Raw genomic sequence first — 26996 nt, forward strand, 5'->3', positions numbered from 1 at the left:
TTCAAAAACCGACCGTGAGCCCGACGCCGCCGAAGCGCCAGTCGTCTTCCTCTTCCTCGATATCGCGCAGTTGCCTCAGCTGCTCCTCGACCAGAGGCGATTGCTGACGCGCCCGGGCCAGGATATCAACTTGCTCGAACGAAGGAAAATAATCCAGCAGCTGGCCTCGGATTTCGCCGTTCGGCGCGGCCGCGCTGTGCACGTCGATGGCGAAATCGCCGCGCCACAGCGCATTGAGCTGCGGCTCGGTGAGCGGAATACTGAGCGTCCATACCGCACTGCCCGGCACATTGCTGAATGCGAACGCCGGCGGCGCGACAGTGCCGACGCGGGCAATATGCAGGTGAACTTCGGTTGCCGCAACGCCGGTGACGACGACCGTGGCCAGCAGCGTCCGGCGGTCCAGGTCGACGGTGGCCACGGCGCTGCCGGATCCGTTGCTGGCGACCGCGGGCACCACCTCGCCTCCCGTCAGCACGGCGCTGTATGCCTCGTACGGGCTCTCATGACCGCCACCGCAGGCTGCCAGCACAAGGGAAAGCAAGCCGATGTAAATTGTACGCAAGGAAAAAATCTTCACTGCCGTCTCCTGTCAGGTTGATCGACGTTCTCCCCGTGCGTCGGAACCGGCGACTCGCTCGCCGTTGCTTCCCCAGTCTCTGCTTCGCCAGCCGCTGGTCCGCCAGCCGCTGTTGCCTCATTGTTATGGACTATCACCATGCAGGGATCATGCCTGCATGGCATCCATACGCAGGCCGCCCGACCGCGTCAACCGGGTGCTTGCTGCGTCCGCGTCGCCCTCCACTCGGCCACCACTTCCTGCGCGGTACGGAATGCGTCCACTGCCAGCGGCGCGCCGCAATAGACGGCGGCGTGCAGCAGCACTTCGCGCAGTTCCTCGGGTGTGGCGCCATTGTTCAGCGCGCCGCGCAGGTGGCCCTTCAATTCATGGGAACGGCCAAGCGCGGTCAGCATCGATACCGTGATCAGGCTGCGGGTTTTCATGTCCAGTCCTTCGCGGCACCAGACCGTGCCCCAGGCATTGCGGGTGATGAACTCCTGCAGCGGCATGCTGAATTCGTCGGCGTTGGCGAAAGCGCGTTCGACATACTCCGCTCCCATCACCTGCCTGCGCTTTTGCAAGCCGCCTTCATACTGCTGATCGCGCTGTCCTTCTTGTTGTCCTTCTTGCTGATCCATGCCGGTGTCTCCGTGCGGTTGAAAGAGTGGATTATAAAAGCGCCGCTTCCCTATCCTTCCTAGTCGGTATTGGCAGGCGCCGCGGTTTCATGCCGGGTCTGGTAGGCATGGGCGCGCTGGCGTCTCGCCCATTCCTGGTCGGCTTCGCTGGGCATGACGACCGGCACCTGCAGGCACACGCTCTGCGTCGGCAGCACCTGTCGCCAGTCATGGATTAGCTTGGCGTAGGCCACTCCCACCGGCCGGATGTTGCGGTCGAGATCGTACAGGCCGAGCGCGTTCGTGTGCCCATTGTTTTCGCGCAGCGCCGTGTCCCAGTCGACCTGGTCGGTCAGGGAATACCAGGTGAAGCCAACGATGGGCACGCCGTCGTTGCGCACCCGCAGCACGTTCGCCCATTGCTTGCGCAGCCAGAACACCGCTTCGTCGCCGTTCGGCCCCTGCACCAGGTTGGTTTCGGTATGCATGACGGGCAGCCGGTAGCGGTCATGGTACTGGTTGGTGATGACCGAATAGCCGAAAATCTCTCCCGACGCCTGCATGCTGCCGTCCTCCATCACCAGGTGCTCGTTGGTCATGTAATAGTCGTTGCCCATGATGCAGTGATGCTTGAGATTGTTGCGCATGAAGAAGCGGTACTCGTCGCGCGTCATGCCGTTGTCCATCAGGTATTCGTACATTTCGGAATCGACGCGCCGGCCGTAGTTCAGGTCCAGCGACAGGAAGCGGCGCGCATTGGCCAGTTCCGCCGGCCGGATCGCGCGCGGGTTCTCCGCATGGAAGTACTCCGAGGATTCGCTCTGGATGAACAGCGCATCCGGCCTGACCTTGAGGATGGCATTCATCGCCAGCACATTGGCCTTGACCAGGTGCTTGAGCGCGGTGACGAAGGCGCGGTCGCTGGTCTGCTGCTCGTTCCACCAGCCGTACAGCCCGGAAAACACCGCGCAGATGAACATCTCGTTGACCGGCGTGTACAGCTGCACCCATGGAAAGCGCTGGGCGAAAGCCTGCGCATAGGCGGCGAAAAGCTGCGGGAAGTCGGGATTCTGGAAGTTGCCGATCCAGTCCGGCACGCCGAAGTGGCAGAGATCGACGATGGGAATGAGATCCCGGTTCTTGAGATCGCCGAAGGTTTCATCGGCAAACGACCAGTCGTAGCGGTCCGGGCCGAGCAGCGCGCCATGCAGCGGCGGTCCGTAGCGCAGGAAGTGGATGCCGAGTTCCTGCACCAGGCTGAAGTCGGTGCGCCAATGGTGGTAATGGCCGCATTTGTCCATTTCATCCATGCGGGTGCGGCCGCCGTTGATCGTGGGAGCGCTGTTCTCGATTCCCGTGGCGAAGATGAATCCGGGCGACATCATCATGCCTCCTTGCCCATGGCGCAGTGGCAGGTAGACCGCGACCGGCCGCGCGAAGTTTCGGAAGGATACGCGTGCTTACCGAACAGCGCCGGCGCGCACCGCGGACAGGAAGCAGGCCAGCGACAGGATGGAAACCGCCAGCAGGATGCCGAGCAGCCATTCCGGCGCCGGATCATGGGCCACCAGGGAAGCCGCCGCCAGCGGTCCGGCTGCCTTGGAGACGAGGGAAGGCCCGGCCAGCGCGCCCGAAATGGCGCCATAGTTTTCCCGGCCGAACAGCGCCTGCGGAACAATGCCGCGCACGATGGTGAGCACGCCGTTGCTCATGCCGTACAGCATGCAGAACGCGACGACGGCGGCAGGATGCGCTCCCAGCAACAGCAGCGCCAGCAAGGCCACCGGCAGCACTGCGAAGGTGGCGATGCCGACCGTCTGCGGCCGCAGCTTTCCGGAAAACGCCATCTCGGCGATGCGCCCAGCCACCTGCATCGGGCCGATCAGCGCCGCCACCAGCACGGTGGTGCCGGCGGAATGACCGAAGCGCTGCAGCAGCGGGATCAGGTGAATCGACAGCGCGGAGAAAATGAAAAGGTTGGCGGAGAAGGCCAGCGCCAGTTTCCAGAACACCGGTTCGCGCAGCGCCTCGTGCAGCGTAAAGCTGCGCGCAGCTTGCGCATCCGCCGCATGTGCGGTGGAGTGCCTGGTCCCGGCCTGTGCCAGCAGGGCATGCATGGGCAGGCAGAGCAGCAGGTGGATTGCCGCATAGCACAGCAGCGTGTCGCGCCAGCCGAATGCGGTGTTGAGTTTCAGCGTCAGCGGCCAGAACACGGTGCTTGCCAGGCCGCCGAACAGTGTCAGCACCGAGATGCCTTTGCGCGCGCCGCGCACGAATTCACGATTGATGGTGGCGAAGGCGGCCTCGTACAAGGTCATTGCCATGGCGATGCCGGTCACGGTCCAGGCGCCGATATACATTGCGGCGGAATGGCTGCAGGCGATGCCGGCCATGCCGAGGCCCGCCAGCAGGGAGCCAGCAGTCATCACCGCGCGTCCGCCGACGCGGTCGATCAGCATGCCAGCCGGCGTGGCGGCCAGCCCGGCGACCAGCAGGCTCCATGAAAAGGCGCCGAACACGATATGGGTGGGCAGTCCGAGATCGCGCTGGATGTCGTCGGCGACGACTGCGAATGCGTAGTAAAGCGACCCCCAGGACACGATCTGGGTAAAGGCGAGCAGATAGACGATCTTCCAGGGATCCTTGTCCGGCATGTCGGCGGTCGGTTTCGGCATGTCCGCAGTGTAACCCTTACTTGTCGCCCACGCCGCCGGAAGGCCGGCGCAGCATCTTGCGCGCGGCTTCCAGCAGCGACCGCGACAGGCGCTCCATGCGGGGCGACTGCACTTTCCAGGTATGCCAGAACAGCTGGACATCGACCGGCCGGTTCGGCGCAATGTCGACCAGCGCCCCCTGCCGCTGCAGGACCGCCATCTGCACCTCGGGCAGCATGCCCCAGCCCAGCCCCAGTTCGATCGCGCGCATGAAAGCTTCGGACGCCGGAACGAAATGACTCGGATAGCCACCCGGCATCAGGCCGTAGTGCCGCTGCAGGAAGTCGGCCTGCAGCCTGTCCTTGCGGTTGAACTGCACCACAGGCGCCTGCTGCACCGCGGCACGCGTCATGCCCTTGCCGAACCATCTATCGCGAAAGGCGGGCGCCGCCATGCAGCGGTAGCGCATGCTGCCCAGCGGCTGCGCCTGGCAGCCGCGCATCGGCCTGGTCTCGGTCGACACGCATCCCAGCGCCAGCCCCGCTTCCAGCAGTGCATAGGTATGGTCCTGGTCGTCCACCGTCAGGTCGAGCAGAATGCGTTCCTCGATGATGAAATCCGCGAGCGCCGGCAGCAGCCAGCTGGCCAGGGTATCGGCATTGACGGCGATGGTGACTGCCAGCGGCTCCGGGCCGCCGGCGAAGTCGGCGCGCAGGTCGTCTTCCAGCGACTGCACGCGGCGCAGGTATTGCAGCAGCCGCTGTCCGGCGGGCGTGGTGCGGCACGGCCGGGTACGCACCACCAGCGGCGTGCCGAGCGCGGTCTCCAGCGCGCGCACCCGCTGCGATACGGCCGACGCCGTCAGATGCAGCGTGGCGGCTGCCAGTTCGAAGCTTCCGGTATCGATGACGGCAAGCAGCGCTTGCGATTGGCGGGGATCGAGCTGCATGTCAGATGAAGCAAAATTTAGCAAACCGTAATTGTATTAAGTTTAGTTCAGCTTTCCATCGGCCTGAGCAACAATCGTGGCCGTTACGCCTGACAGCGCAGGCGGCGGAAAAGGAACAGGAAACCGGCATGCTTGCTTTTTATCTGAAGGGACTCGGCCTCGGCGCCGGGCTGATCGTCGCGATCGGATCACAGAACGCGCATGTGCTGCGCATGGGACTGCTGCGTCAGCATGTCGGCCTGACGGTGCTGACATGCATCGTCTGCGAGACGCTGCTGATCACCGCCGGCATCGCCGGCATCGGCACCCTGATCGAGCGCTCGCCGCTGATGCTGAACGCGGCGCGTTGGGGCGGCGCAATTTTCCTCGCGTGGTATGGCTTGCGCGCCTGGAAGGCCGCCTTCGGCGCAGGCAGCCTGCAGGCATCGTCAGGCGCGCCCCTGACCGTGCGGCAAGCCTTGCTGACGGTGCTGGCGGTGACATGGCTGAACCCGCATGTCTATCTCGATACGGTGGTGCTGCTGGGCGCGGTGGGCGGCCAGCAGGGGCCGGACGGCAAGTGGTGGTTCGCGCTCGGCGCGGTCAGCGCGGCCTGCGCCTGGTTCAGCCTGATCGGCTTCGGCGCGCGCCTGCTGTCACCCTGGTTCGCAAAGCCATCGGCATGGCGCCTGCTGGACGGCGCGGTCGGCACGATCATGCTGGCGCTGGCCTTGACGCTGGCGCTGCAGGCCGGTTGATAGCGAAGGATTTGCCTCCTTCCTGCAGCGACTCAATGCTTGACGAACAGGCCGCCATGCACGGCAGTCAGGATGGCATCGACCGCCGGATGCTGGATCTTGCGTTCATTCGAGATGGCATAGAACTGCTCCCTCAACTGCGTCAGTTCCCCCACCGGCACCGCGCCAAGCTCTTCGCGCACGTCGTCAGCCAGCGCCGACGGCGCGGGAAACAATCCGTGACCGTGGCGGGCAAAGGTATTGAGCAAGGCATTGTCGTCGAATTCGGCAACGGTGTCGGGGCGCACATCATGCGACTCGAACCAGTGGTCGAAGCGGCCGCGGATCGCATGGTTGCGCGTGGGCAGCAGCATCGGCGCGCCATGCAAGCTCTTCGGAAAACCTTCCCGGTATTTTTCCGCCATTTCGGGCAGACCGAACAGCATCAACTCGCTTTCCCCGATCAGGTGGCTGAACACCCGCAGGGTGGTGCCTGACGGCACCGGCCGGTCGGTCAGGATTACATCGAGCTTGTGCACCGAGAGATCGCCGAGCAACGATTCGAAGTCATCTTCGTGGCAAACCAGCTTGACCTTCTGCGGCAACTTCAATGCCGCCTCCAGCAGGCGCGAGGCGATCAGCTTGGGCAGGGAGTCGGAAAGACCGACGGTCAGGCGCATGGTCTGGCCGATATCGGATTCGGTGAGTACTTCCTGCATTTCTTCGCCAAGCATGAAAATCTGGTCGGCATAGCGCAGGGCGACCCGGCCGGCTTCGGTCAGCACCAGCCGCCGTCCCTGCGGCGCCAGCAGCGCCTTCCCAACCGCCTGCTCCAGCAGCGCCAGCTGCGCACTAATTGTCTGGATTGCAACATCGAGCCTCTCGGCTGCTCGCGTCACGCTGCCTTCCTTGGCTACCACCCAGAAATAATAGAGATGTCGAAAGTTGATCCCAGTATTTTTCATATTCCACTTTTCCCGAAGCGACGTTTCTTTTATCTTCGCTTTTTATCACAGATAAGAAGTTTTAACATCCTCTTCGTTTTCAGCAAGGGCCGCCCGGGCGGTGCTTGCTGCTTTCGTGCTTGTTCGAACCATCCTGAAAGGATTGCATCATGAATGACCGCTTCACCTCGCTGCGCCGTCCGGCGCCCGCTGCCTATGCCGCAACCAGCGTGATGGATGTGGCATCTCACAAGGTCCTGCGCAATACTTACATGCTGCTGGCGATGACGCTGGCCTTCAGCGCGCTGGCCGCCGGCACGTCGGTTGCCCTGCGCCTGCCCCACCCCGGCATCCTGCTGACGATGGTCGGCTATTTCGGCTTGCTGTTCCTGGTCAACAAGTACCGCGACCGCGGCCTCGGCGTGGCCCTGGTCTTCGCACTGACCGGTTTCATGGGTTATACGCTCGGCCCGGTGCTGACGCATTACCTGAACATGCCCAACGGTACGCAAACGGTCATGCTGGCCATGGGCGGCACCGCGGCTGCCTTCGTCGGCCTGTCCGCCTATGCGCTGGTCACCAAGCGCGACCTGTCCTTCATGGGCGGCTTCCTGATGGTGGGCATCCTGGTGGCCTTCCTCGCCAGCCTCGCCGCGATCTTCCTGCAGATCCCGGCGCTGTCGCTGACAATATCAGCGGTAGTCGTGCTGCTGATGTCGGGCATGATCCTGTATGAGACCAACCAGATCGTGCGCGGCGGCGAAACCAACTATGTGATGGCAACGCTGAGCCTGTTCGTTTCCATCTTCAACCTGTTCACCAGCCTGCTGCACCTGCTCGGCTTCAGCAGCAACGACTGACAGGGAACAGGTCCACCTTCCGTGGATCGAACGAGGGCGCGACCGTCCAAGGCCTGCGCCCTCTGTTTTTGCCTACAAGAATAATCATCAACCAAGGAAATCAATATGATTGAACTACTCTCCGATCCGCAGATATGGATGGCCTTTCTCACGCTCACCGCACTCGAGCTGGTACTGGGCATCGACAACATCATCTTCATCTCCATCCTGGTCGACAAGCTTCCCAAGGAAAAGCAGGAATTCACTCGCCGTCTCGGCCTTTTCCTTGCGATGTTCATGCGTATCGGCCTGCTGCTGACGCTTTCCTGGATTGTTGGGATGACCCAACCGCTGTTCTCGATCTTCGGATTTGACTTCTCCGGACGCGACCTCGTGCTGCTGGCCGGCGGCCTGTTCCTGCTGTACAAGAGCGTGGGCGAGATCCATGAATCCCTCGAAGGCGCAGAAGGCGGCGCTGGCGCAGGCGGCGTGGTGAAGGCTACCTTCGCCGGCATCGTGATGCAGATCATGGTGATCGACCTGGTGTTCTCGCTCGACTCCATCATTACCGCGGTCGGCATGGTCGACGAGATCGCCGTGATGGTTGCCGCAGTGATCGTATCGGTCGCCCTGATGATGTTCTTTGCTGGTCCTATCGGCCGCTTCGTGTCCGCGCATCCCACCATCAAGATGCTGGCGCTGTCCTTCCTGGTGGTGGTTGCCGTGGTGCTGATCGCCGAAGGTTTCGGCCATCACGTTCCGAAGGGTTACATCTACAGCGCGATGGCATTCTCGCTGATGGTGGAAATGCTCAACATCCGCCTGCGCCGCCATTCGACCCGGGCCGATCTGGATGCCACCCGGTATGTGCCTGACGAAGCGAGCAAGTCGCAGTAAGCAGTTAGTCCCAAGCAGTTTCTCTCGTCTCTTCAACCTCAGTGCGCGGCCGGCAACGGCTGCAGCGTTGGCCGGCAACGGAACCTCGGTTCCCTGCCGGCTTTTTTCATGCCTTGCACCACCGCGTTTCTTCCCGTCTCTCCATTGGTTCGCGCATTACCTCGCAAGTAATCGACCCGCGCCAGCAGCCCCTGCACAATCCCGAACATGAAAGCATGACTTCAGGCAGGTACACTGCATGCACACCGACGGCAACAAGCAATAACAGAAGGAGGAAGGATGACAGCCATAGCCCAGGCCGGCACCGCGACGCTCAAGCCGGCCGCCGCGCCGGTTTCGCACGAGCGCTATTTTCACGACTTCGCCTCGGCGCTTCGTTACTGGCGAGAAAAGCGGGGACTGACGCAGCTCAAGCTGTCGACCGAGAGCGGGATTTCGCAGCGCCACATCAGTTTCCTGGAAAGCGGCCGTTCGCAGCCGAGCAAGGAAATGATTCTGAAACTCGGCATGGTGCTCGACGTGCCGCTGCGCCAGCGCAACGTGATGCTGCTTGCCGCCGGCTTCGCGCCAGCCTATCAGGAGCGCAGCCTGTCGGACCCCGAGCTGCGCGCGGTCAAGCAGGCCCTGGATTTCATGCTGCAGCAGCAGGCGCCGTATCCGGCGCTGGTGGTGGACCGGCTTTGGAACCTGGTGATGCCCAACGAGCCGGCGGGGCGCATGATGAAATGGCTGCTCGGCATGCCCGAGCATGCGCCGATTCCGCGTGACGGCCAAATCAACGTCGCCCGCCTGATGCTCGACCCGGCCGGACTGCGTCCGTTCATTCCGAACTGGAAGGATGTCTGCGGCGACATGCTGCACTGGATACAGCGCGAGGCGATGAGCGACGGCCCCGGCAGCGAAGCGACGCGCCTGCTCGACGAGCTTGCCGCGTTCGACGGCATTGCCGGCGCCATGCGCACGCCCAACCTGGATGCACGTGCCCTGCCCTTCCTGCCGGTCATCCTGAAGAAAGGCGAGGTGTCGCTCAACCTGTTCACCACCATCGCCACGCTGGGCACGCCGCATGACGTCACCGTGCATGAATTGCGGGTGGAATCTTTCTTCCCTGCCGATGAAGCGACCGCGAAATGGTTCAAGGCGATGGCGGCGCAGGGACGTCCGCCGGTGCCTTGAATTTCAGCGAGCGCAGGAGAAATTAAAAGTTAAAAGACGAGGGGCAAGGCAGTGGCGGCATGGAAAAGCCGGTAATATCTTGCCCCATGGACAACCTCAGCCACTCCGTCGCCAGCCTCGCCGCCGGTGCCCTGCTGCACCGCAGCCTGCCTCCTGAAAGCGACAGCCAGAAGCAAGGCATCCGCCACCGCATGATGCTGATTGCCTGCTGGCTGGCCGGCAATTTTCCCGATCTCGACCTGGTGCTCACGCCGCTGCTGCCGGCACCGCTCGGCTATCTGCTGCATCACCGGGGGCATACGCATACCGTGCTCTACGCGCTGCCGCAGGCGCTGCTGCTGGCTGCGCTGCTCTACCTGCTCTGGCCCGCCGCGCGGCGCCTGCTCAAGCAAAGTGCAAGCGCCCGCCTCGGCCTGCTGCTCAGCATTGCCACCGGCTTCGCATTGCACCTGATGATGGATTACCTCAATTCCTACGGCATCCATCCTTTCTATCCGGTCGATGCGCGCTGGCTGTATGGCGACATGGTGTTCATCCTGGAACCGGTATTCTGGATTGCCTTCGGCATGACACTGGCCTGGATGGTGCGCCTGCGGGCATTGAAGATTCTGCTGGCCGCGCTGCTGATCGGCGTGCCGCTGTACTTCACCACGCGCGGCTTCCTGTCCTGGCCGTCGTTCGCCGTGCTGTCCGGCATGGCTCTCGTGCTCGGCGTCGTGCAGCAGCGCTGCGGCGAACGCGGTCGCGGCGGATTGCTGCTGTCGTTCGTCTTCGCGCTGGTGTTCGTCGGCGTGCAGCACCAGGCTTCGCAGCGCAGCAAGGATATGCTTGCCGCGCACCTGCGTGCCGCCGATCCCGCGACACGGGTGCTCGACATGTCGATGTCTGCCTTCCCCGCCAATCCGCTATGCTGGGCCTTCGCTTCGGTGGAAAGCAACGAGGCCGCAGGCACATACGCCCTCAAGCGCGGCATTGTCAGCATTGCACCGGAACTGGTGCCGGTTGCTGCATGCCCCGTCGCATTGGCGGATACGGCTGCCCAACAACCTGTCGCAACCGGGATCGCACTGTTTTCGCAAGAGCAAGGCGATCTGAAAGCGCTGCGCCGCCTGCGTAGCGAGAATTGCCATTTCGATGCCTGGATGCGCTTTGCCCGCGTGCCTTCCGTGAATGCGGAACAAGCTACCGACATCCGCTTCGCCACCAGCCCGCGAGGCAACTTCTCCACGTTGCGCTTTGCCGATTTCGCAAACCGCGCCTGCCTGCCAAACGTTCCGGCCTGGGCTTATCCCCGCCATGACTTGCTGACGCCGCGTTAGCCACTCCATTTTCCGCAAGGACATTTCCTTGCGGAACCTCTTTCCTGCAGGCTAGTCCTACACGGCACTCGCGCATGGCCGCCGGCCATCGCGCTGTTCAATCCGTCAACTAGCGAAAACAATAATGTCCTTATCAGCATCCCAACGCGCGATGTTGCCTTTCATTGCGTTGCAGGGTTCCATCGGCACCATGATCGGTTTCATCGGCTATTTCGTGATGGCCGCGCACGACGTGCATGCGATGTTCGGCTTCACCGCCGCCATGCTGAGCTCGGCGATGGGCGCCACCGCGCTCGCCTACGTCTTCGGCCCACGCCTGCGATTGAGCGCCGCCCGCGTCATGCGCCTGGCCTTCCTGGCACCGGGCCTGCTGCTCCTCCTGGGCGACCATTCCAGATGGACGCTGGCCATGGCCTACGGCAGCTTTCTCGGGTTGTCATGGGGTGCGCGCCACTGGCTGGAAATGTCCCTGCTCAAGGACGGCGAACGCGATGCCTATGCCGCCCGCGCGGGCACCGCCACCGTCCTCTTCAGCGTCGGCACCACGCTCACGATGACCAGCCTGCTGGCGGTCTTCACCGAGCGCAGCGATCTTGTCTATCAGGTCTACGGCGCGATCTGCCTGCTGGGCGGCACCCTGTTCGGCCGCGGCCTGCCGCAGGCGCCGCTGGCGCCGCTGCAGCAGCCGGCGACGGTGCTGCGCCAGCCGCAGTTCATCGCCTGCCTGCCGCTGTTCTTTCTTGAGTCCGGCCTGTTCGGCATCAGCCAGGCGCTGGCGTCTGCGGGCGCGTCGGAAGCGCTCGGCTCGGCCAGCCGCTTCGGCTGGGTGGCAACGCTCGCCGGCCTGGCCGGCGGCATCGCGCTCTACATCACCCGGCGCAACCGCGATGTCGGCAACCGCGCCGGCTGGCTGGGCGCGTCCTGCCTGGTGGTCGGCACCGCCTTCCTGCTGCTGGGTGCGAGCGTCTGGATTCCGGCGCTGTACATCGTCTATTCCGTGCTCAAGGCGGTCGGCAGCCCCTTCCTGCTGGCCAGCGAACAGGTGCTGAACCAGCAGACGCTGGATATCGAAGGCGCACTGTCGGACCGCATCTTCGCGCGCGAGCTGGTGCTGTGGATACTGCGCATGACCTCGCTCGGCATGTTCTGGATGCTGGCGGAAACCCTGGCGCCGCGCCAGGTACTGATCGCCGGCTCGATGGTGCTTGCGGTTGCCACCGGCCTCGAATACCTGATCGGCCGCGCCCGCTTCGCCGCTGCCAGCGCCAACCCCAGCCCCGGCGCCGGGCAGCCGGCCTGACCCAAACCTCAGCGCGTCGGCACCTCGAACACCGCGTCCTCGGCGGCGACGAACAGCCGCTCTCCCTCCTTCGGCGTCACCGCATACCCACCGGTGAAGGCGCCGAAGGAAGGCAGCACCGCACCGCGTTCCCCAAATAGAAAACACGGCAGCCGCAGGCTGTCGCCGCCCGCCGCCAGCCGGTAGACCGGGTGCACATGGCCGGCCAGCACATAGGCATCCGGGCGCGGCTCAGGGTGATGGCAGCAGGCAAACGGCCCGATGCAAAAAGGCTCATCCACGATGTCCATGCGCAATGCAGCGGGCGGATCTCCGGCATGTGCGTCGTGATTGCCGCGCACCAGCGTCAGCCGCAGGTCCGCATGCGCGTCGCGCCATTGCTGCAGAGTGCGCAAGCTGGCCGTGCCCTGCACCGCCCGCGAATGCAGGAAGTCGCCGAGAAAGACAATATGCTCCGCCGCATGCGCCTGCAGCAGCGCATCGATCAGCGCCAGGTTCTGCGCGGTGGTCCCGTGCGGCACCGGCACGCCGCGTGCGCGAAAGGCGGCCGCCTTGCCGAAATGGATGTCGGCGATCATCAGCGTCTGCCGCGCCGGCCAGTAGATGGCGCGCTGGGGCAGCAACCTCAAGGTCTCGCCTTCGATGACGATGTCGGCGAAGTCAATACCGGCGCTCATTTCCGCGCCGCCTTTTCCAGTTCGCGCAGCATGCGCGCCACGCGGTCGGACAGCTTTTCATTGCTGAGCTTTTCGCGCAGCCGCTCGACCATCAGCGGAAACGCAAACGGCGTCGGCTTGCGCGTCGTGTAAAAGTGAAGGCTGCGCCGGCGCATGTCGTCGAGCGCCGCGCGCAGGCGCGACAGTTCCAGTTCCTGTTCCAGCACTTCCCGCTGCGCCTGCGTCAGCAGCAGGTTGCCGGCGTCATGCTTGCGAAAGACTTCGAAGAACAGGCTGGACGAAGCCTGCAGCTGCCGCGTGCTTTTCGGCTGGCCGGGGAAACCCTGGAAAATCAGGCCGGCGATGCGGGCGATTTCGCGGAAGCGGCGCTGCGCCAGCTCGGTGGCGTTCAGGCTGGCCAGCACGTCTTCCAGCAGGTACTCGCTCGACAGCAGCGCGTCGCCGAGCAGGCCCTGCCATTCCACCGGCCGTAGCGACAGCAGTTCGAAGCCATAGTCGTTGACCGCCATCGAGAAGGTGGCCGGCGAATTTTTCGCCACGCGCCAAGCGAGCAGCGAAGCCAGCCCGATATGCACCGAGCGGCCGGCGAACGGATACAGGAACAGGTGATGCCCTTCGCGGCTCTCGGTCTGTTCCGCCAGCAGCACCTGCGCGGTGGGTAGCCCCGACCAGCGCTGCTGCACTTCCAGCAGCGGCGCGATGGCCCGCATCTCCGGGCCGTCGTAGCGATGCTCGGCAGCCTCCTGCAGGCATTCCAGCGCGGCCATCGCCAGCTCCGACGACAGCGGCATCTTGCCGCCCTGCCAGCGCGGCACCGCCGCCTTGCTGCCGTTGCCGCGCCGGACATAGGCGGTCATCTCGTGCACCCGCACGAATTCCAGCAAGCGTCCGCCGAACAGGAAATGGTCGCCCTTGCGCAGCCGCGAGATGAACGATTCCTCGACCGTGCCGAGCTTCGTCCCGGACAGGAATTTCACCTGCATCGATGCATCCGAAACGATGGTGCCGATGCTCATCCGGTGGCGGCGGCCGAGCGCCGCATCCGGCACGCGGTACACGCCGTGCTCGTCCGGCAGCACGCGCCGGTATTCGGGATAGACGGCAAGGCTCTGTCCGCCGCAGGCGACGAACTGCAGCGCCCATTGCCACTCTTCCTCGCCCAGATTGCGGTAGGCATAGGCGGTTCTCACTTCATCGAACAAAGCATCGGAAGTGAAGCCGCCGCCGAGCGCGATGGTGACCATGTGCTGCACCAATACGTCGAGCGGCTTCTCCGGCACCGGGCGCGATTCGATGCGGCGCTGCGCCACCGCGCGTTTCGCCGCAGCGGCTTCCAGCAGTTCCAGGCTATGCGTCGGCACCAGCGTCACGCGCGATACCCGGCCGGGCGCATGGCCGCTGCGGCCGGCGCGCTGGATCAGGCGGGCCACGCCTTTCGGGCTGCCGATCTGCAGCACCCGCTCCACCGGCAGGAAATCAACGCCGAGGTCGAGGCTGGAAGTGCAGACCACCGCCTTGAGCTCGCCCTGCTTCACCGCCAGTTCCACCCAGTCGCGCACGGCCTTGTCGAGCGAGCCGTGATGCAGCGCGATGAGGCCGGCCCAGTCGGGCCGCGCCTCGATCAGGTGCTGGTACCAGAGTTCGGCCTGCGAACGGGTATTGGTGAACACCAGCGTGGTCGCATGCGCATCAATCTCATCGATAACCGGTCGCAGCATTTGCAGGCCGAGATGGCCGACCCAGGGAAAGATCGCCGGATTCGGAGGAATCAGGGTATCGACCGCGATCTCCTTGTCGATCCGGCCCTCCACCAGTACCCCCCTGCCTTCGCCGAGCAAGGCATCCTGCGCCACGCGCAGATTGCCGAGCGTGGCCGACAGCCCCCACACCACCAGTCCGGGGCGCCACAGCCGCAGGCGCGCCAGCGCCAGCTGCGCCTGCACGCCGCGCTTGCTGCCCATCAGTTCATGCCATTCATCCACGATCACCATGTCCAGCATGGCCATCTGCGTCTGCGCATCGGCGCGGCTGAGCATCAGCGACAGGCTTTCGGGTGTGGTGATGAGAGCCTGCGGCAGGGCTTTCGATTGCCGGCTGCGTTCCGCGGACGAGGTGTCGCCGGTGCGCAGGCCGACCCGCCATGCGGGCAATATCTCTTCCAGCGGTGTCTGCAATGCGCGCCCGGTATCGGCGGCCAGCGCGCGCATCGGCGTGATCCACAGGACACGCAGGCCGGCCTTCAATGGTGGCTGCCGCTGTGACTGCATCAGCGCGCGCAGCACGGCGCCGAACCAGACCGCGTAAGTCTTGCCGGAACCGGTGGTGGCATGCAGCAGCCCCGACTTGCCCTCGGCCGCCGCCTGCCAGACGGCGCGCTGGAATGCAAACGCCTGCCAGCCGCGCTGTTCGAACCAGCGGTCGATGGCTTCGCTCGCGGACCCGGGCGCGGGCGCCTGCACAGGCAGTGCCTTTCCTTTCGCGGCGCGCGGCATGGGAGCAGCGGCGCCTTCGCGCAGGCGCGCGGCGCTCACGCCAGCATTCCCTTCAGGGTGTCGAGCGTGTCGGCTTCCTCGATGGGCTTGTCGTCGCGCATGCGCAGGATGCGCGGAAAGCGCACCGCGATGCCGGCCTTGTGGCGCGGCGAGGCGGCGATGCCTTCGAAGCCGATCTCGAACACCATGGTCGGCTGCACGCTGCGCACCGGGCCGAAGCGTTCTATCGTGGTGCGCCGGATCGCCGCATCCACCCGCGCGATCTCGGCATCGGTCAGGCCGGAATAGGCCTTGGCGAACGGCACCAGCTTGCGGGTGCCGTCCGGCTCGCTGTCCCATACCGCGAAGGTGTAATCGGTATAGAGCGAGGCGCGCCGGCCATTGCCGGTCTGCGCATAGATCAGCACCGCGTCGACCGCATAGGGATCGATCTTCCATTTCCACCAGGTGCCGCTGTCCTTGGTGCGGCCGACGCCGTAGCACGAGGCGGCCGCCTTGAGCATCAAGCCTTCGACGGAGCGCGAGCGCGAGCTTTCGCGCAGCTGCGCCAGCTCGCCCCATGACGCCGCCGCCACCAGCGGGGACAGCCTGAGCGCGGGATGATCGATGGCCGCAACCGTCTTCTCCAGCAGCGAGCGCCGCTCGGCCTGGGGGTGGCTGCGCATATCCTTGCCTTCGGCTTCAAGCAGGTCGTAGGCGATCAGCACCGCCGGCAGCTCGGCGCGCATCTTCGCCGACAGCGTCTTGCGGCCGATGCGCTGCTGCAGCGCTGCGAACGGTGCCGGCGCATCATCCCTCCAGATGACGATCTCGCCGTCGATGACCGTGCCTTCCGGCAGCGGCATGCCGCTGATTTCGGGGAAGCGCTCGGTGATCAGGTCTTCGCCGCGCGACCACAGCCAAGTCTGGCCCTCGCGCCGCACCAGCTGCGCGCGGATGCCGTCGTATTTCCATTCCGCGATCCAGTCACCGACCGACCCCAGCGTGGCGGGATCGGCCTGCAGAGCATGGGCCAGGAAGAAGGGATAGGGATGGCCGCCGCGCGATTCGTGTTCCTGTTCATGATGGCCGGCGACGAGCTGCAGGTACTGCTCGGCGGTGGGCTGCACCTTGCCGTCGGTCCAGCCCATCAGGCGCTGGGCGATGCGCTTGCTGTCGACCTCGGCCACCTCGGCCAGCGCGCGCGTGACCAGCAGGCGCGAGACGCCGACCCGGAAGCTGCCGCCAATCAGTTTCTGCAGCACGAAGCGCTCCTGCGCGGCAAGCTGGTCCCAGAAGGAGATCATCGCTTCGCGAACGACTTCCGGCGCCGCGCCGCGCAGGGGCGCGATGCGCTCGGTCATCCATTCCGCCAGGCCGACATCGGAAGCTTCCTTCGGCGGCGGCAGCAGGTGGGCGATGGTTTCGGCGAAATCGCCGACGGCGTGGTAGCACTCGTCGAACAGCCAGTCGTCGATGGCGGCATGCTCGATCGCGAACTGCCGCAGCAGCTTGGTCGGCACAATCTGGCGCGGCTTGCCGCCGGCGAGGAAATACACCGCCCAGGCGGCATTGGCCGGCGCCGCCTGGCTGAAGTACTGCTTGAGCGCCGCCAGCTTGCGGCTGGTGGCGGTGGTGCTGTCGAGTTCCGCGTAGAGGCGGGCGAACTCACGCATTGGCGAGCCTTTCGCCGTCGGGTTCTTCCGCCGCACTGCCCTTGTCTTCCTCGTCGCCGTACTCGGTGGCGAAAGCGCCGGCATCCAGCCCGTTCTGCCGCAGCCAGCGCACCATCACCGGCACCTGGCCATGGGTGACGATCACCCGCTGCGCGCCGGTGGCAGCTATGGCCTGCATCAGGCCGGGCCAGTCGGCATGGTCGGACAGGATGAAGCCGCGGTCGACTGCGCGCCGCCGCCGCGCGCCGCGCAGCAGCATCCAGCCGCTGGCGAAGGCATCGCTGTATTCGCCGAAGCGCTTCATCCACGGTGAGTTGCCGGCAGAAGGCGGCGCGATCACCAGCGCGCGGCGCAGCTCTGCCTTGTCGGCAACGTCGGTCACCATGCGCGTGTCTGGCAGGTGCACGCCGGAAGCGCGGTAGGCTCGGTTGAGCGGTTCGACCGCGCCGTGGCAGATGATAGGACCGATGCCGGCATCAATGCCGGAAAGAATGCGCTGCGCCTTGCCGAACGCATAGCAGAACAGCACGCTGGCGCGGCCTTCCTGCGCATTGGCGCGCCACCAGTCGTTGATGTCGTCGAAAATATTCTGCTGCGGCTGCCAGCGGTAGATCGGCAGGCCGAAGGTGGATTCGGTGATGAAGGTATCGCAGCGCACCGGCTCGAACGCCGCGCAGGTCGCATCCGCTTCGACCTTGTAGTCGCCGGATGCCACCCACACTTCGCCGCGGTATTCCATGCGCACCTGGGCCGAGCCGAGCACATGGCCGGCGGGATGCAGCGAGACGGTGACGCCGTTGCGCACCACGGTTTGGCCGTAGGGCAGCGTTTCGAGATGGATTTCGCCGAGGCGCGAACGCAGCACGCCTTCGCCTTCGGCGGATGCCAGGTAATGGCCGTGGCCGATGCGCGCATGGTCGGCGTGCGCATGGGTGATGACGGCCCTTTCCACTGGCTGCCAGGGGTCAATATAGAAATCCCCGGGTACGCAATACAGGCCTTCCTTGCGTGCAACCACCATGTCGGTCATGCGGGATTCCTTGTCGTGCGGCGATCAGTGTTCGACCTCTTTCCTTCAGCTAGGACAACGAAGCGCGGAATTTGGTGCGCATGCCGGCGCGCGTACGGATGTCGGAGGTACGAACGCACCGGTCTGCGGTACACCTGGCTAGCGCTCGGCGGTCTTGATGTCTCGGTCCGCGGCCGCGCCCTGCTTGACGGAGCCGTCGGGCTGCGGCACTTCGATCGGCGTCACCACCACGGGCACTACGCCCTTTTCATCCATGTCGAGCTTCTTCGCGGTCTTCGGCGTCAGGTCGACGATGCGGCCGTCGATGTAGGGGCCTCGATCGCGGATTTCAACCACCTCGGTCTTGCCGTTCTCCAGATTCTTGACTTCGGCGATGGTGCCGATCGGCAGGGTGCGGCTGGCGGCGATGTTGGAATTGGGATCCATCGGGGTGCCGTCGGCCATCTTGCGGCCGGCGAACATGTCGGCGTAGTAAGACGCTTTTCCATGACGCGGCTCACCGGAATGATCGAGGTTGGGCTTGCCTGGCTTCAGCCTTTTCGGAGCGGAGGCGGTCTTGCCTTCGGCAGCCTTCGATTGTGCCGAAGCGTTTGAAGGCTTGCTTGAAGACTTGGTCGAGGGGTCGGCAAACGCCGCGCCGGCGGCCATGCTGGAAGCAATCAAGAACGTACTGATACGCAAAGCGAACGGCATCGTAACCATGTCGGTACTCCTTGCAACATTAACGGATGGGAATGCGCGCGATGATGACTTTTACTGCGGGATCGCACGCGGTCAGCCTGCGTTAAAGCAGATCAGGCTTGAGAGTCCTCGAATTGCTGCACGGCGACCGCATGGGGAATGCGCGGTGAAGAATGCATGCGAAGACTCTATCGGGTTTCAAGTTCGATAGCCCCTGCGGCTTAAAGTTTCGACATGATGACTACCGCTTTCATCTGCGTAGAACTGCCTTTGATCGTGCGCACAAAAACACTCAGAACTTCCACTTTCATCGCGGAACATTAAAGGTGGGTCATGCATCTTACCTACTGTTGTCGGGTGCACCGCGAACGCAGCAGTGATCCGGTGCATCTCGCATCAATCCATAAAGCATTTTTTCAGCATTGTTTCAGGCATGGCCTTTTAATTCCCTGCAGACCTGACCGCATACCATGCCCAGTGCATTCAACATACTCGTCATAGGCGCCCTGTTCTGCGTCGTCATGCTGCTTGTGCTGATTTCGCTGTTGCGCAGCGGCATTCCCGGCGTGCGTGAATGGTCGGTGGCCAACGGCATCGGTTTTTTCGCATTGGTGCTGTATGCCCTGGGACAGGAACTGCCCGAGCTTGCCGCCTATGAATTGGCCAACGGAACCTATGCCGCGGCCAGTGCGGCGATACTCGCCGGGTTTCGGCGCTTCTTCGGCAGGAAGGTGCATGTCAGGCCGCTGCTGCTCGGCGTGCTGACCGTCACCGCGCTCATCGCCCTATTTCATTACGCCATCGATTCCTTTGCGCTGCGCACCGCCACCGTGGCCTTGTACCAGGGTGGCATCTGCTTCCTGATCGCGATGACGATTTCGCGTTCCCGCCAGGCATGGCGTTCGCATTATCCATATGTGTTTACGGTCGGCATGGCCGGCCTGATCGCCTTCGGCCACGCGGTGCGCGCGGTGATCTACCTCGCCAATCCGGCGGAACTGACGTCGCTGCTGCAGCCTTCGCCGTGGAACCTGTTCTTTCTGTCGGCGGGCACCTTCGTGCTGCCGGTCCTGACCATCGGCGCGGTGATGATGGTGCATGACACCATGATGGCCAAGGCAGAGCATGCGGCCAACCGCGATTTCCTGACCGGCGCCTGGTCGCGCCGCGCGCTGTTCGAACTGGCGGAGCGCGAATTGTCGCTGGCGCGGCGCACCAACCGGCCGATGGCGCTGCTCATGCTCGACATCGACAACTTCAAGTCGATCAATGACACCTGGGGCCACACCACCGGCGACCGGGTACTGATGGATGCGGTGCTGCGAGCGGAAACCGCGATCCGCAGCATCGATTATTTTGCACGCGTCGGCGGCGAGGAATTCGCGGTCTTGCTGCCGGAAACAGGCCGCACCGCGGGCGTGAAAGTCGCCGAACGCATCCGCGTGACGATGGAAGGCAGCGCCAGTGCCTTCCATGTGGAAGGCCAGCCTGACACACCCGCCTATACCGTCAGCATCGGCCTGGCCATGCTGCGCGATTCCGATTCTTTCCAGGAACTGATGCGCCGCGCCGACGCCGCCCTGTATGCGGCAAAAGCTTCCGGACGCAATCGCGTGGCCTGCGATTAGCGCATGCGGTTTGCGGTTGATGAGTGCGGACAAAACCCGGAACTATAGGCCCTTGCGCCGTCCTAATCATGTATATCGTTCCTGCGGATGGCGCGCTGCCTGCCGCGGCGCGATTCACGGAGGAGGGCCACGACCATGACGCAGTCCATCGATATGCCGTCCGCCATGCATGCGGCAGCCGAAGGACTGCTGCTGCTGTCGCCGGACCTGCGCATCGTCGATGCCAATGATGCCTTCCTGCAGGCGCGGGGACTGCGCAGGGGCGATGTCGTCGGGCGTCCCCTCCATGAACTGTTTCCTCCGCCGGCGGCCGATCCGGAAATCATCATCACGCCCGCGCTCGCCAGCGAACCGCAGGCCGGTGAAGCGCGCCTGCGCCTCGCGCTGGAAGCCGCCGGCGACGGCGTCTGGGAATGGGATGTCGCCAGCGATCACTTCACGCTGTCGTGGCGCGGCCGCCAGATGCTCGGTTACGATGAATCGGAAGTCGGATTGCGCCTGCAGGACTGGGCCGCCATCACCCATCCCAAGGACAGGGAGCGCGTGTACGAGGAAATGATGGCTTGCCTGAAAGGCCACACACGCTTTCTTGCCTCCGAATACCGGGTGCGCTGCAAGGACGGCACATGGAAGTGGGTGATGGCGCGCGGCGCCGTGATCGCCCGCAACGACATCGGCCGGGCAACGCGCATGGTGGGCACCACGGTCGACATCTCTTCCGAACAGGAAACCCTGCGCCGCGCCAACTTCGACGCGCTCACCGGCCTGCCAAACCGTGCGCTGTTCCGCGACCGGCTGGAATACGAAGTGATCAATTCGCGCCGCAGCGGCAAGCTGCTGGCACTGCTGTTCATCGACCTCGACCGTTTCAAGGAAGTCAACGACCTGCTCGGCCATGACGCCGGCGACGATCTGCTCAAGCAGACCGCCGCGCGCATCCGTTCCTGCGTGCGCGAAACCGATACCGTCGCACGGCTCGGCGGCGACGAGTTCACCGTCATCCTGACCGACCTCGACAGCCGCTCGCATGTGGAAGAGATCGCGGAAAAGATTCTCGCCGCGCTCGGCCGCCCGTACCTGCTCGGGCAGGAGGAAATCCACGTCTCGGGCAGCATCGGCATCACCCTGCATCCGGGCGACGCGCAAGAACCCGAGCGGCTGGTGCGCAATGCAGACCAGGCTATGTACGTTGCCAAGAATGCGGGCCGCAACCAGTTCAGCTTCTTCACCCGCTCAATGCAGGAAAAGGCCTGGCAGCGGCTCAAGCTGATCGGCGAACTGCGCAACGCGCTGCCGCAGCATCAACTGTCGCTGTACTTCCAGCCGGTGGTCGAACTGCGCACCGGCAGAGTCGCCAAGGCCGAGGCGCTGCTGCGCTGGATCCATCCATCGCGCGGGATGGTGTGCCCGAACCAGTTCATCTGCCTGGCCGAGGAAACCGGCCTGATCAATGAAATCGGCAATTGGGTATTCATGGAAGCCGCGGTGTGGGCCAAGCGCTGGAGCAAGTTGCGCAACGGCGTATTCCAGGTGAGCGTCAACAAGTCGCCGGTGCAGTTTCTTGCCAATGCCAAGAGCCTGGACTGGGGCGCCTACCTGAGTTCTCTCGACCTCGGCTGGAACAGCATGTCGGTGGAAATTACCGAAGGCTTGCTGCTCAATGCCAGCGATGCGACCGCGGAGAAACTGTTCAGCCTGAGAGATGCCGGCGTGCAGGTCGCGATCGACGATTTCGGCACCGGCTACTCATCAATGGCCTATCTAAAAAAATTCGACGTCGATTACCTGAAGGTCGACCAGTCATTCATCCGCGATACCACGCGCGAAGGCACCAGCCGCACCATTGCCGAAACCATTATCGTCATGGCCCACAAGCTCGGCCTGCAGGTGATTGCCGAAGGGGTGGAAACCGAGGAGCAGCGCCAATGGCTGCTGGAAGCAGGCTGCGATTATGCGCAAGGCTTTCTGTTTTCCCAGCCCTTGCCGCCGGAGCAGTTCGAGCGCCTGCTGTAATTCCATCATGCCTGCCGGGCATCGTTTTCCGTCTTTGTGGCAAGGCTGATATCGAAGTTGGCAGATTGGCTTTTCATCTTTGTACCAGTTAACAGGGGAATGTAAAAACAGGTAAAAAAGCATTGAACTGAAGAAACGCAATCCGGTCTAGGTCAGGTATCTCCAATCCTGGAAGGATGAAATGTCACTTCGCACGACCCCCGAGCGTATTGCCATTGTTGTACTCGTGCTGGCTGCAGCCCTTGCTGCATGCGAAAGACAAACCAAGCCGTCGGCTGCGGAGCCTTCCGTCAAGCCGCCCCAGCGGACATGGAATGCCGTCCCGGCGCTCGGGCTTCGAGGTTGAGGTGTTGCGACTACAATAGCGTGTTTTCTTTCTGAACATCGCCTTTGGCAACCGGTGGCGCCAGTCCTTGGCGTCACGGCCTGAACATCATGGATACCCTAGACAACACCTCTGCCGAACCTGGCGAACGCCCCTGGATCGTGCTTTCCACGACTTACGATGTCGAGGCATGGATCGACAATTACAACCGCGAGCTGCAGCTCTACGTCGACCCCAAAAAACAGCCGAATGGCCATGGAATCTGCTTCGGGCTGGAGCATGGCGGAGAAATCTACCTGCATACCACGCAGGATGGCGACATCCTGCTGGATGTCACGCCGGAGGCGGAATGGGTCGCGCCGCTGATCGCCGCCGCCGCGCAGGTGGCGCAGCCGACGTCGCAGATCTGGCCGCTGCCGGGCGACAGGATGACCCAGCTGGTCCTCGGCTTGAGCCCGCTGATCGCCACCACCCGTATCGTCATCAGCCACGATTACCGCATCCGCAAGAGCTGGCGGGTCTGAACCCGGAGCCCGTCACCGTCCTGCCTGCACGCGCCGCAGGACGGACTTCTTCCCGAATATTCAATCCCGCCTGCCTTTGCTTCAAGGCACATCGGTGCTGCCGGCCTCGCCCTGCCTGCCGGCGATGACTGTCACCGCGCCCGCCTGCGTCACCCGGCTGATTGCATGGCCTGGCGTGTCGGCGACATACAGGTTGCCCTCCGCGTCGATGCTGATGCCCTCCAGCGACTGATAGCCGATGACCGGGCCGGCCACGGTGCTCACCGCGCCTGCGGCGCTGATGCGCTGCACGCGGTTGAATGCCGAGACATACGCATTGCCGGCATTGTCGGCGGCGATCGCAAACGTATCGCGGAACTGAGCCGGTCCGGTTTCACCGCCGAAGGTGCCGGCCATCGTGGACACCACGCCGTCGGCGCCGATTCTGCGGATGAAGGTGCTTGCCTCGCTCAGCCTCGGCGCTGGCGGACCGTACCAGTCGGTGACGTACAGGTTGCCTGCGGCATCGCGCGCGATGCCTTTGGGTCCGAGGAAGGTGGCGCTGCCGTTTGCGCTGCCCCGGCTGCCCGACGTGCCGGCGAATGTGCTTACGCTGCCGTCGGCAGCCACGCGGCGGATCGCGTAGTTTTCGGTGTCGGCGACATAAGCCACGCCCGTCGGATCGACCGCGATGCCCCAGGGCTGCGCAAAGCGAGCGGCCGCCCCCGGACCGTTGGCGTTGCCTGGGACATCGACGGCACCTGCCAGCGTCGTCACCGCGCCGGTCGGTGAAATGCGTCGCACCGCGTGGCCGTCGACCACATACACGTTGCCGGCGCCATCGACGCTCAATCCCTTGAGGAAGCTGAATCGTGCAGCGCCGCCCGAACCGTCGGCGCTGCCGCTGCTGCCCGGGGTTCCGGCCAGCGTGGTGACATTGCCTGACGGGCTGATCTTGCGGATCGTGTAATTGCCGGAGTCTGCGACATACATGTTGCCGGCCGCATCGCGCGCAAGGCCGATCGGACGATTGAACCGGGCGTCGGTGGCACTGACCGCATTACCCGTGCCGCCGGTATTGCCTGAAGGAGGCGCGCTTTGCGGCGTCGGGTCGGTCGCGGCACCACCGGTGCCCGGGACCGGGGCGGTGCCGCCCGTTCCTGCGCCGGTCGTTCCAGTTGTGCCGGTCGTCCCGGTCGTCCCGGTCGTCCCGCTGCCTGGCGCCGGACTCACTGCGCTGTCGGAGCTACCGCCCCCGCCGCATGCTGCCAATGCCATCGCCATCAATCCTGCCGTCAGCCGGCTGACCAAAGTTACTGTAGCCACATTTCACCTCAACAATCTTGCGAACACTTTTACTTAACTCCCTGAATCCTTACTTATTTTCAAATATCATCACCGAGTGGAAACATCCCTCCCTTGACAACTCTCAACCGGGAAGAGAAGTGTGCAAAGCGTGTTGTTTCAAGGTGTATCCAGCCTTTTTCAGGCAAACCGTTTGCCATTTTCGAAAATTTTCCTAACGAAAAGAATTGACTCTTACGTTGCGTCAGCCTTTATCGTGACGGCATGAACGGGAGTCGAGACATGTTGTTGAAAGTTGGCGAACTGGCAAAACGCACCGGCCTGACAGTGCGCACCCTGCATCACTACGATGCCATCGGGTTGCTACGGCCATCGGCAAGATCCGAGGCGGGCTACCGCTTGTACCACCGGGGCGATGTCGAACGCCTCTACCGCATCCAGGCGCTGCGCCGGCTTGACCTTCCCCTTGCGGAAGTCGCCATGCTCCTGGAAGGCGATGCGCGCGACCTGCAAAGCGTGATCGATGAGCAGGTCACGGCGCTGGAGCGGCAGATCGAACAGGCGGCCGCGCTTCGCAACCGCCTCGAGGACCTGCGCCGGCTGTTGCGGGAACAGGAGCAGCCCGAACTCAATGAGTGGCTGTCGACGCTGGAAATGATGGCCCTCTATGACTGCTATTTCACACCGGAAGAATCGGCCCGGATGCGCAAGGGCGCGCTTGAGATGAAGCAGCTCAATGACATCGTTGCGACGGTGCGCGAGCTGATGCGGCGCGGCGTGCCGCCCGATGCACCCGAGGCCATGGCACTGGCTGAACCGTGGCTGCGGCTTTCGCTGCACCACATGGGCGGCGATCCGCGGTTGATGCTCAAGCTCGATGCCCTGCACCGCAACGAGCCGGGCGCGCAGTTGCTGACCGGCGTGGATACCGCCCTGCTCGAATACATGACCCAGGTGAGCGCCGAATACCGGCTAAGCATCTATACGCGCCACCTGGGAAATGAACACATTAGCCGCGTGCGCGATGCCTACCTCGCCCATTACCGCCGCTGGCCCGTGATGTTCGCGGAAGCGAGGGAATTGATGGAGCGCGGCGCTACTCCCGACAGCCCTGAATTGCAGGATTTCTGCCGGCGCTGGATCGAGCTCTTCCGCGCGGTCTGGGGCAGCGATCCGGACCTGCGCGCGCGCATCCTTGACATCCATTCCCGCGAGCCCGGCATGATGGCCGGCAGCGGCGTGCAGGGTGAACTGATGGCGCTCATCGGCCAGGGCCTGAAGCATCTCGAAAACAACCGGAACTAGAAAGCATTCCATGACGACTTCACCTGCCGCTCCCGCGCGCGGCATGCTCTCGCGCGACCGCAATTTCCGCTGGCTGATCGCCGGCTCGCTCATTTCGATGATGGGAGACCAGTTCAGCCTGATCGCCCTGCCCTGGCTGGTGCTGCAAATGACCGGCGATACCCTCGTACTGGGCACGGTGCTGGCCCTGATGAGCGTGCCGCGCGCACTGTTCATTCTGCTCGGAGGCGCGCTGGTCGATCGCCACTCGCCCAAGCGCGTGCTCATGCTCACCAAGCATGCCAACACGCTGCTGCTGGCGCTGCTGGCGGCGCTGGTCTTCAGCGGGCAATTGAGCCTGTGGATGGTCTATGCGCTGGCTCTCGCCATTGGCCTGGCCTCGGCATTCAGTATCCCGGCCGCCACCTCGATCATGCCGCATGTGGTGGCGCGGGAACTGCTTCCCGCCGCCAATGGCGTATCGATGGGCCTGCGCCAGCTGTCGATGTTCGCCGGGCCGCTGCTGGCCGGCCTGCTCATTGCACTGTTCGGGGATGGCGGCGATGGCGGCGGCACGCTCAACGCAAGCGACGCCCATGGCATCGCCATCGCCTTCGCGCTGGACGCATGCAGCTTCGCCCTGTCGGCTTGGACACTGTCTCAGGTAAGGACCGGCATGCCGCAGCCCCGCCCGGACGGGTTGGGCCAATCGGTCTGGGTCTCGGTGAACGAAGGCCTGCGCTACTGCTGGAACGATGCCAGCCTGCGCACCTGCTTCGCTTACTGGGCGGCGGTGGCGCTGTTCATCAGCGGCCCGGTGCAGGTGGCGGTGCCGGTACTGGCCGGCGAACTCGGCCAGGGCGCGGCCGGCTTCGGCGCGCTGGCCGGCGCGCACGGTTTCGGCACGCTGATTGGTGTGATCGTGACAGGCATGCGGCCGCGCATGCGCATCGGCAGCTTCGGCAAGACCATCCTGCTGCTGGACGGTGCGATCGGCCTGCTGTTCATTCCACTCGGCCTGATCGGCGCTGCGTGGCAGGGCATGCTGCTGCTGTTCGCGATCGGCCTGCTGGGCGGCTTCGTGCAGGTGACAGTCTATACCTGGCTGCAGCGCCACGTCGTGCCCGCCATGCTGGGCCGCGCGATGGCCATGTTCATGTTCATCTTCATGGGCATCGCGCCGATGTCCTCGGCGCTGACCGGCTGGGTGCTGCGCAGCGTGACACTGGTCCAGCTGTTTGCATGCAGCGGCGCCGCCCTCGTGGTGATCGTGCTGATCGCGCTCGGCGCTTCACGCATGGGCAGGGTGACGGACGCGCCTGCGGCAGGCTCCTTGTCCTCATAGATATTGCGCCTTCGCCCCCGGTCCTTCGGCCTGGATCGGGGTTTCCGGCTCCGGCCCCGGTTTTCTGCTTCCAGTCATTTCGCAC

Annotated in this window: 23 protein-coding genes; 11 read left to right on the top strand and 12 right to left on the bottom strand. The window is 64.1% G+C overall.

Annotation, left to right across the window (positions count from 1 at the left end):
• Position 1 precedes the first annotated feature (1 nt).
• From RY831_RS06915 to RY831_RS06935, 5 genes are all read right to left on the bottom strand, one after another.
• Positions 2–580: a CHRD domain-containing protein gene (locus RY831_RS06915; RefSeq protein WP_326505586.1), complete on the bottom strand. Its 579-nt coding sequence runs from the start codon at positions 578–580 to the stop codon at positions 2–4.
• Positions 581–768: 188 nt separating this feature from the next.
• Positions 769–1200, bottom strand: coding sequence for a 4-carboxymuconolactone decarboxylase (gene pcaC, locus RY831_RS06920; RefSeq protein ID WP_326505587.1), 432 nt, complete (start codon positions 1198–1200; stop codon positions 769–771).
• Between the two features lie 59 nt (positions 1201–1259).
• A complete protein-coding gene (locus RY831_RS06925; protein WP_326505588.1) occupies positions 1260–2567 on the bottom strand; it encodes a family 1 glycosylhydrolase in 1308 nt (435 codons plus the stop codon).
• A gap of 72 nt (positions 2568–2639) precedes the next feature.
• The gene (locus tag RY831_RS06930; RefSeq protein WP_326505589.1) at positions 2640–3854 is read right to left on the bottom strand and encodes an MFS transporter; all 1215 of its coding nucleotides are present in this window, start codon (positions 3852–3854) and stop codon (positions 2640–2642) included.
• 16 nt (positions 3855–3870) lie between these two features.
• Positions 3871–4782 carry a LysR family transcriptional regulator ArgP gene (locus RY831_RS06935; protein ID WP_326505590.1) on the bottom strand — a complete coding sequence of 304 codons (912 nt, stop codon included), beginning with the start codon at positions 4780–4782 and terminating at the stop codon, positions 3871–3873.
• Between the two features lie 128 nt (positions 4783–4910).
• Between RY831_RS06935 and RY831_RS06940 the strand changes: the two genes are divergently transcribed.
• Complete coding sequence (locus RY831_RS06940) at positions 4911–5519, top strand: LysE/ArgO family amino acid transporter (protein WP_326505591.1); 609 nt, start codon at positions 4911–4913, stop codon at positions 5517–5519.
• Positions 5520–5551: 32 nt separating this feature from the next.
• Here the strand turns inward: RY831_RS06940 and nhaR are convergent, their stop codons facing one another.
• Positions 5552–6463, bottom strand: a complete 912-nt coding sequence (gene nhaR, locus RY831_RS06945; protein ID WP_326505592.1) for a transcriptional activator NhaR — start codon at positions 6461–6463, stop codon at positions 5552–5554.
• 149 nt (positions 6464–6612) lie between these two features.
• On the opposite strand from nhaR, the gene RY831_RS06950 reads away from it, so the two are divergent.
• The 5 genes from RY831_RS06950 (at position 6613) to RY831_RS06970 (ending at position 11973) form a co-directional block, all read left to right on the top strand.
• On the top strand, positions 6613–7302 hold the full coding sequence (locus tag RY831_RS06950) for a Bax inhibitor-1/YccA family protein (RefSeq protein WP_326505593.1): 690 nt from the start codon (positions 6613–6615) through the stop codon (positions 7300–7302).
• A gap of 105 nt (positions 7303–7407) precedes the next feature.
• Entirely contained in the window at positions 7408–8178 is a 771-nt protein-coding gene (locus tag RY831_RS06955) for a TerC family protein (protein WP_326505594.1), read from the top strand.
• Positions 8179–8457: 279 nt separating this feature from the next.
• Positions 8458–9354 (top strand): helix-turn-helix domain-containing protein, encoded by an 897-nt coding sequence (locus RY831_RS06960; protein ID WP_326505595.1) that lies wholly within the window; start codon positions 8458–8460, stop codon positions 9352–9354.
• A gap of 86 nt (positions 9355–9440) precedes the next feature.
• Positions 9441–10673 (top strand): metal-dependent hydrolase, encoded by a 1233-nt coding sequence (locus tag RY831_RS06965; RefSeq protein WP_326505596.1) that lies wholly within the window; start codon positions 9441–9443, stop codon positions 10671–10673.
• 124 nt (positions 10674–10797) lie between these two features.
• Positions 10798–11973: a hypothetical protein gene (locus tag RY831_RS06970; protein ID WP_326505597.1), complete on the top strand. Its 1176-nt coding sequence runs from the start codon at positions 10798–10800 to the stop codon at positions 11971–11973.
• Positions 11974–11981: 8 nt separating this feature from the next.
• On the opposite strand, the gene pdeM is transcribed toward RY831_RS06970, so the two are convergent.
• From pdeM to RY831_RS06995, 5 genes are all read right to left on the bottom strand, one after another.
• Positions 11982–12650, bottom strand: coding sequence for a ligase-associated DNA damage response endonuclease PdeM (pdeM, locus tag RY831_RS06975; protein ID WP_326505598.1), 669 nt, complete (start codon positions 12648–12650; stop codon positions 11982–11984).
• Complete coding sequence (locus RY831_RS06980; protein WP_326505736.1) at positions 12647–15142, bottom strand: ligase-associated DNA damage response DEXH box helicase; 2496 nt, start codon at positions 15140–15142, stop codon at positions 12647–12649. Before RY831_RS06980 ends, pdeM begins: the two co-directional genes overlap by 4 nt.
• A 35-nt stretch (positions 15143–15177) precedes the next feature.
• The gene (locus RY831_RS06985; RefSeq protein WP_326505599.1) at positions 15178–16797 is read right to left on the bottom strand and encodes an ATP-dependent DNA ligase; all 1620 of its coding nucleotides are present in this window, start codon (positions 16795–16797) and stop codon (positions 15178–15180) included.
• A complete protein-coding gene (locus RY831_RS06990) occupies positions 16790–17827 on the bottom strand; it encodes a ligase-associated DNA damage response exonuclease (protein WP_326505600.1) in 1038 nt (345 codons plus the stop codon). The genes RY831_RS06985 and RY831_RS06990 overlap by 8 nt, the downstream gene beginning before the upstream one ends.
• A gap of 138 nt (positions 17828–17965) precedes the next feature.
• On the bottom strand, positions 17966–18529 hold the full coding sequence (locus tag RY831_RS06995) for a septal ring lytic transglycosylase RlpA family protein (protein WP_326505601.1): 564 nt from the start codon (positions 18527–18529) through the stop codon (positions 17966–17968).
• Between the two features lie 449 nt (positions 18530–18978).
• On the opposite strand from RY831_RS06995, the gene RY831_RS07000 reads away from it, so the two are divergent.
• The 3 genes from RY831_RS07000 (at position 18979) to RY831_RS07010 (ending at position 22998) form a co-directional block, all read left to right on the top strand.
• Positions 18979–20136, top strand: coding sequence for a GGDEF domain-containing protein (locus tag RY831_RS07000; protein ID WP_326505602.1), 1158 nt, complete (start codon positions 18979–18981; stop codon positions 20134–20136).
• Positions 20137–20271: 135 nt separating this feature from the next.
• Positions 20272–22149: a putative bifunctional diguanylate cyclase/phosphodiesterase gene (locus RY831_RS07005; RefSeq protein WP_326505603.1), complete on the top strand. Its 1878-nt coding sequence runs from the start codon at positions 20272–20274 to the stop codon at positions 22147–22149.
• A gap of 435 nt (positions 22150–22584) precedes the next feature.
• Positions 22585–22998 (top strand): hypothetical protein, encoded by a 414-nt coding sequence (locus RY831_RS07010; RefSeq protein ID WP_326505604.1) that lies wholly within the window; start codon positions 22585–22587, stop codon positions 22996–22998.
• 81 nt (positions 22999–23079) lie between these two features.
• Here the strand turns inward: RY831_RS07010 and RY831_RS07015 are convergent, their stop codons facing one another.
• Complete coding sequence (locus RY831_RS07015) at positions 23080–24303, bottom strand: NHL repeat-containing protein (protein WP_326505605.1); 1224 nt, start codon at positions 24301–24303, stop codon at positions 23080–23082.
• Between the two features lie 261 nt (positions 24304–24564).
• Between RY831_RS07015 and RY831_RS07020 the strand changes: the two genes are divergently transcribed.
• Together RY831_RS07020 and RY831_RS07025 are read left to right on the top strand one after the other, a co-directional pair.
• Positions 24565–25587, top strand: a complete 1023-nt coding sequence (locus RY831_RS07020; protein ID WP_326505606.1) for a MerR family transcriptional regulator — start codon at positions 24565–24567, stop codon at positions 25585–25587.
• 10 nt (positions 25588–25597) lie between these two features.
• The gene (locus tag RY831_RS07025) at positions 25598–26911 is read left to right on the top strand and encodes an MFS transporter (protein ID WP_326505607.1); all 1314 of its coding nucleotides are present in this window, start codon (positions 25598–25600) and stop codon (positions 26909–26911) included.
• Positions 26912–26996: the final 85 nt, after the last annotated feature.

The organism is Noviherbaspirillum album, from assembly GCF_035916955.1.
In the GTDB taxonomy this organism is placed as follows: Bacteria; Pseudomonadota; Gammaproteobacteria; order Burkholderiales; family Burkholderiaceae_D; genus Noviherbaspirillum; species Noviherbaspirillum album.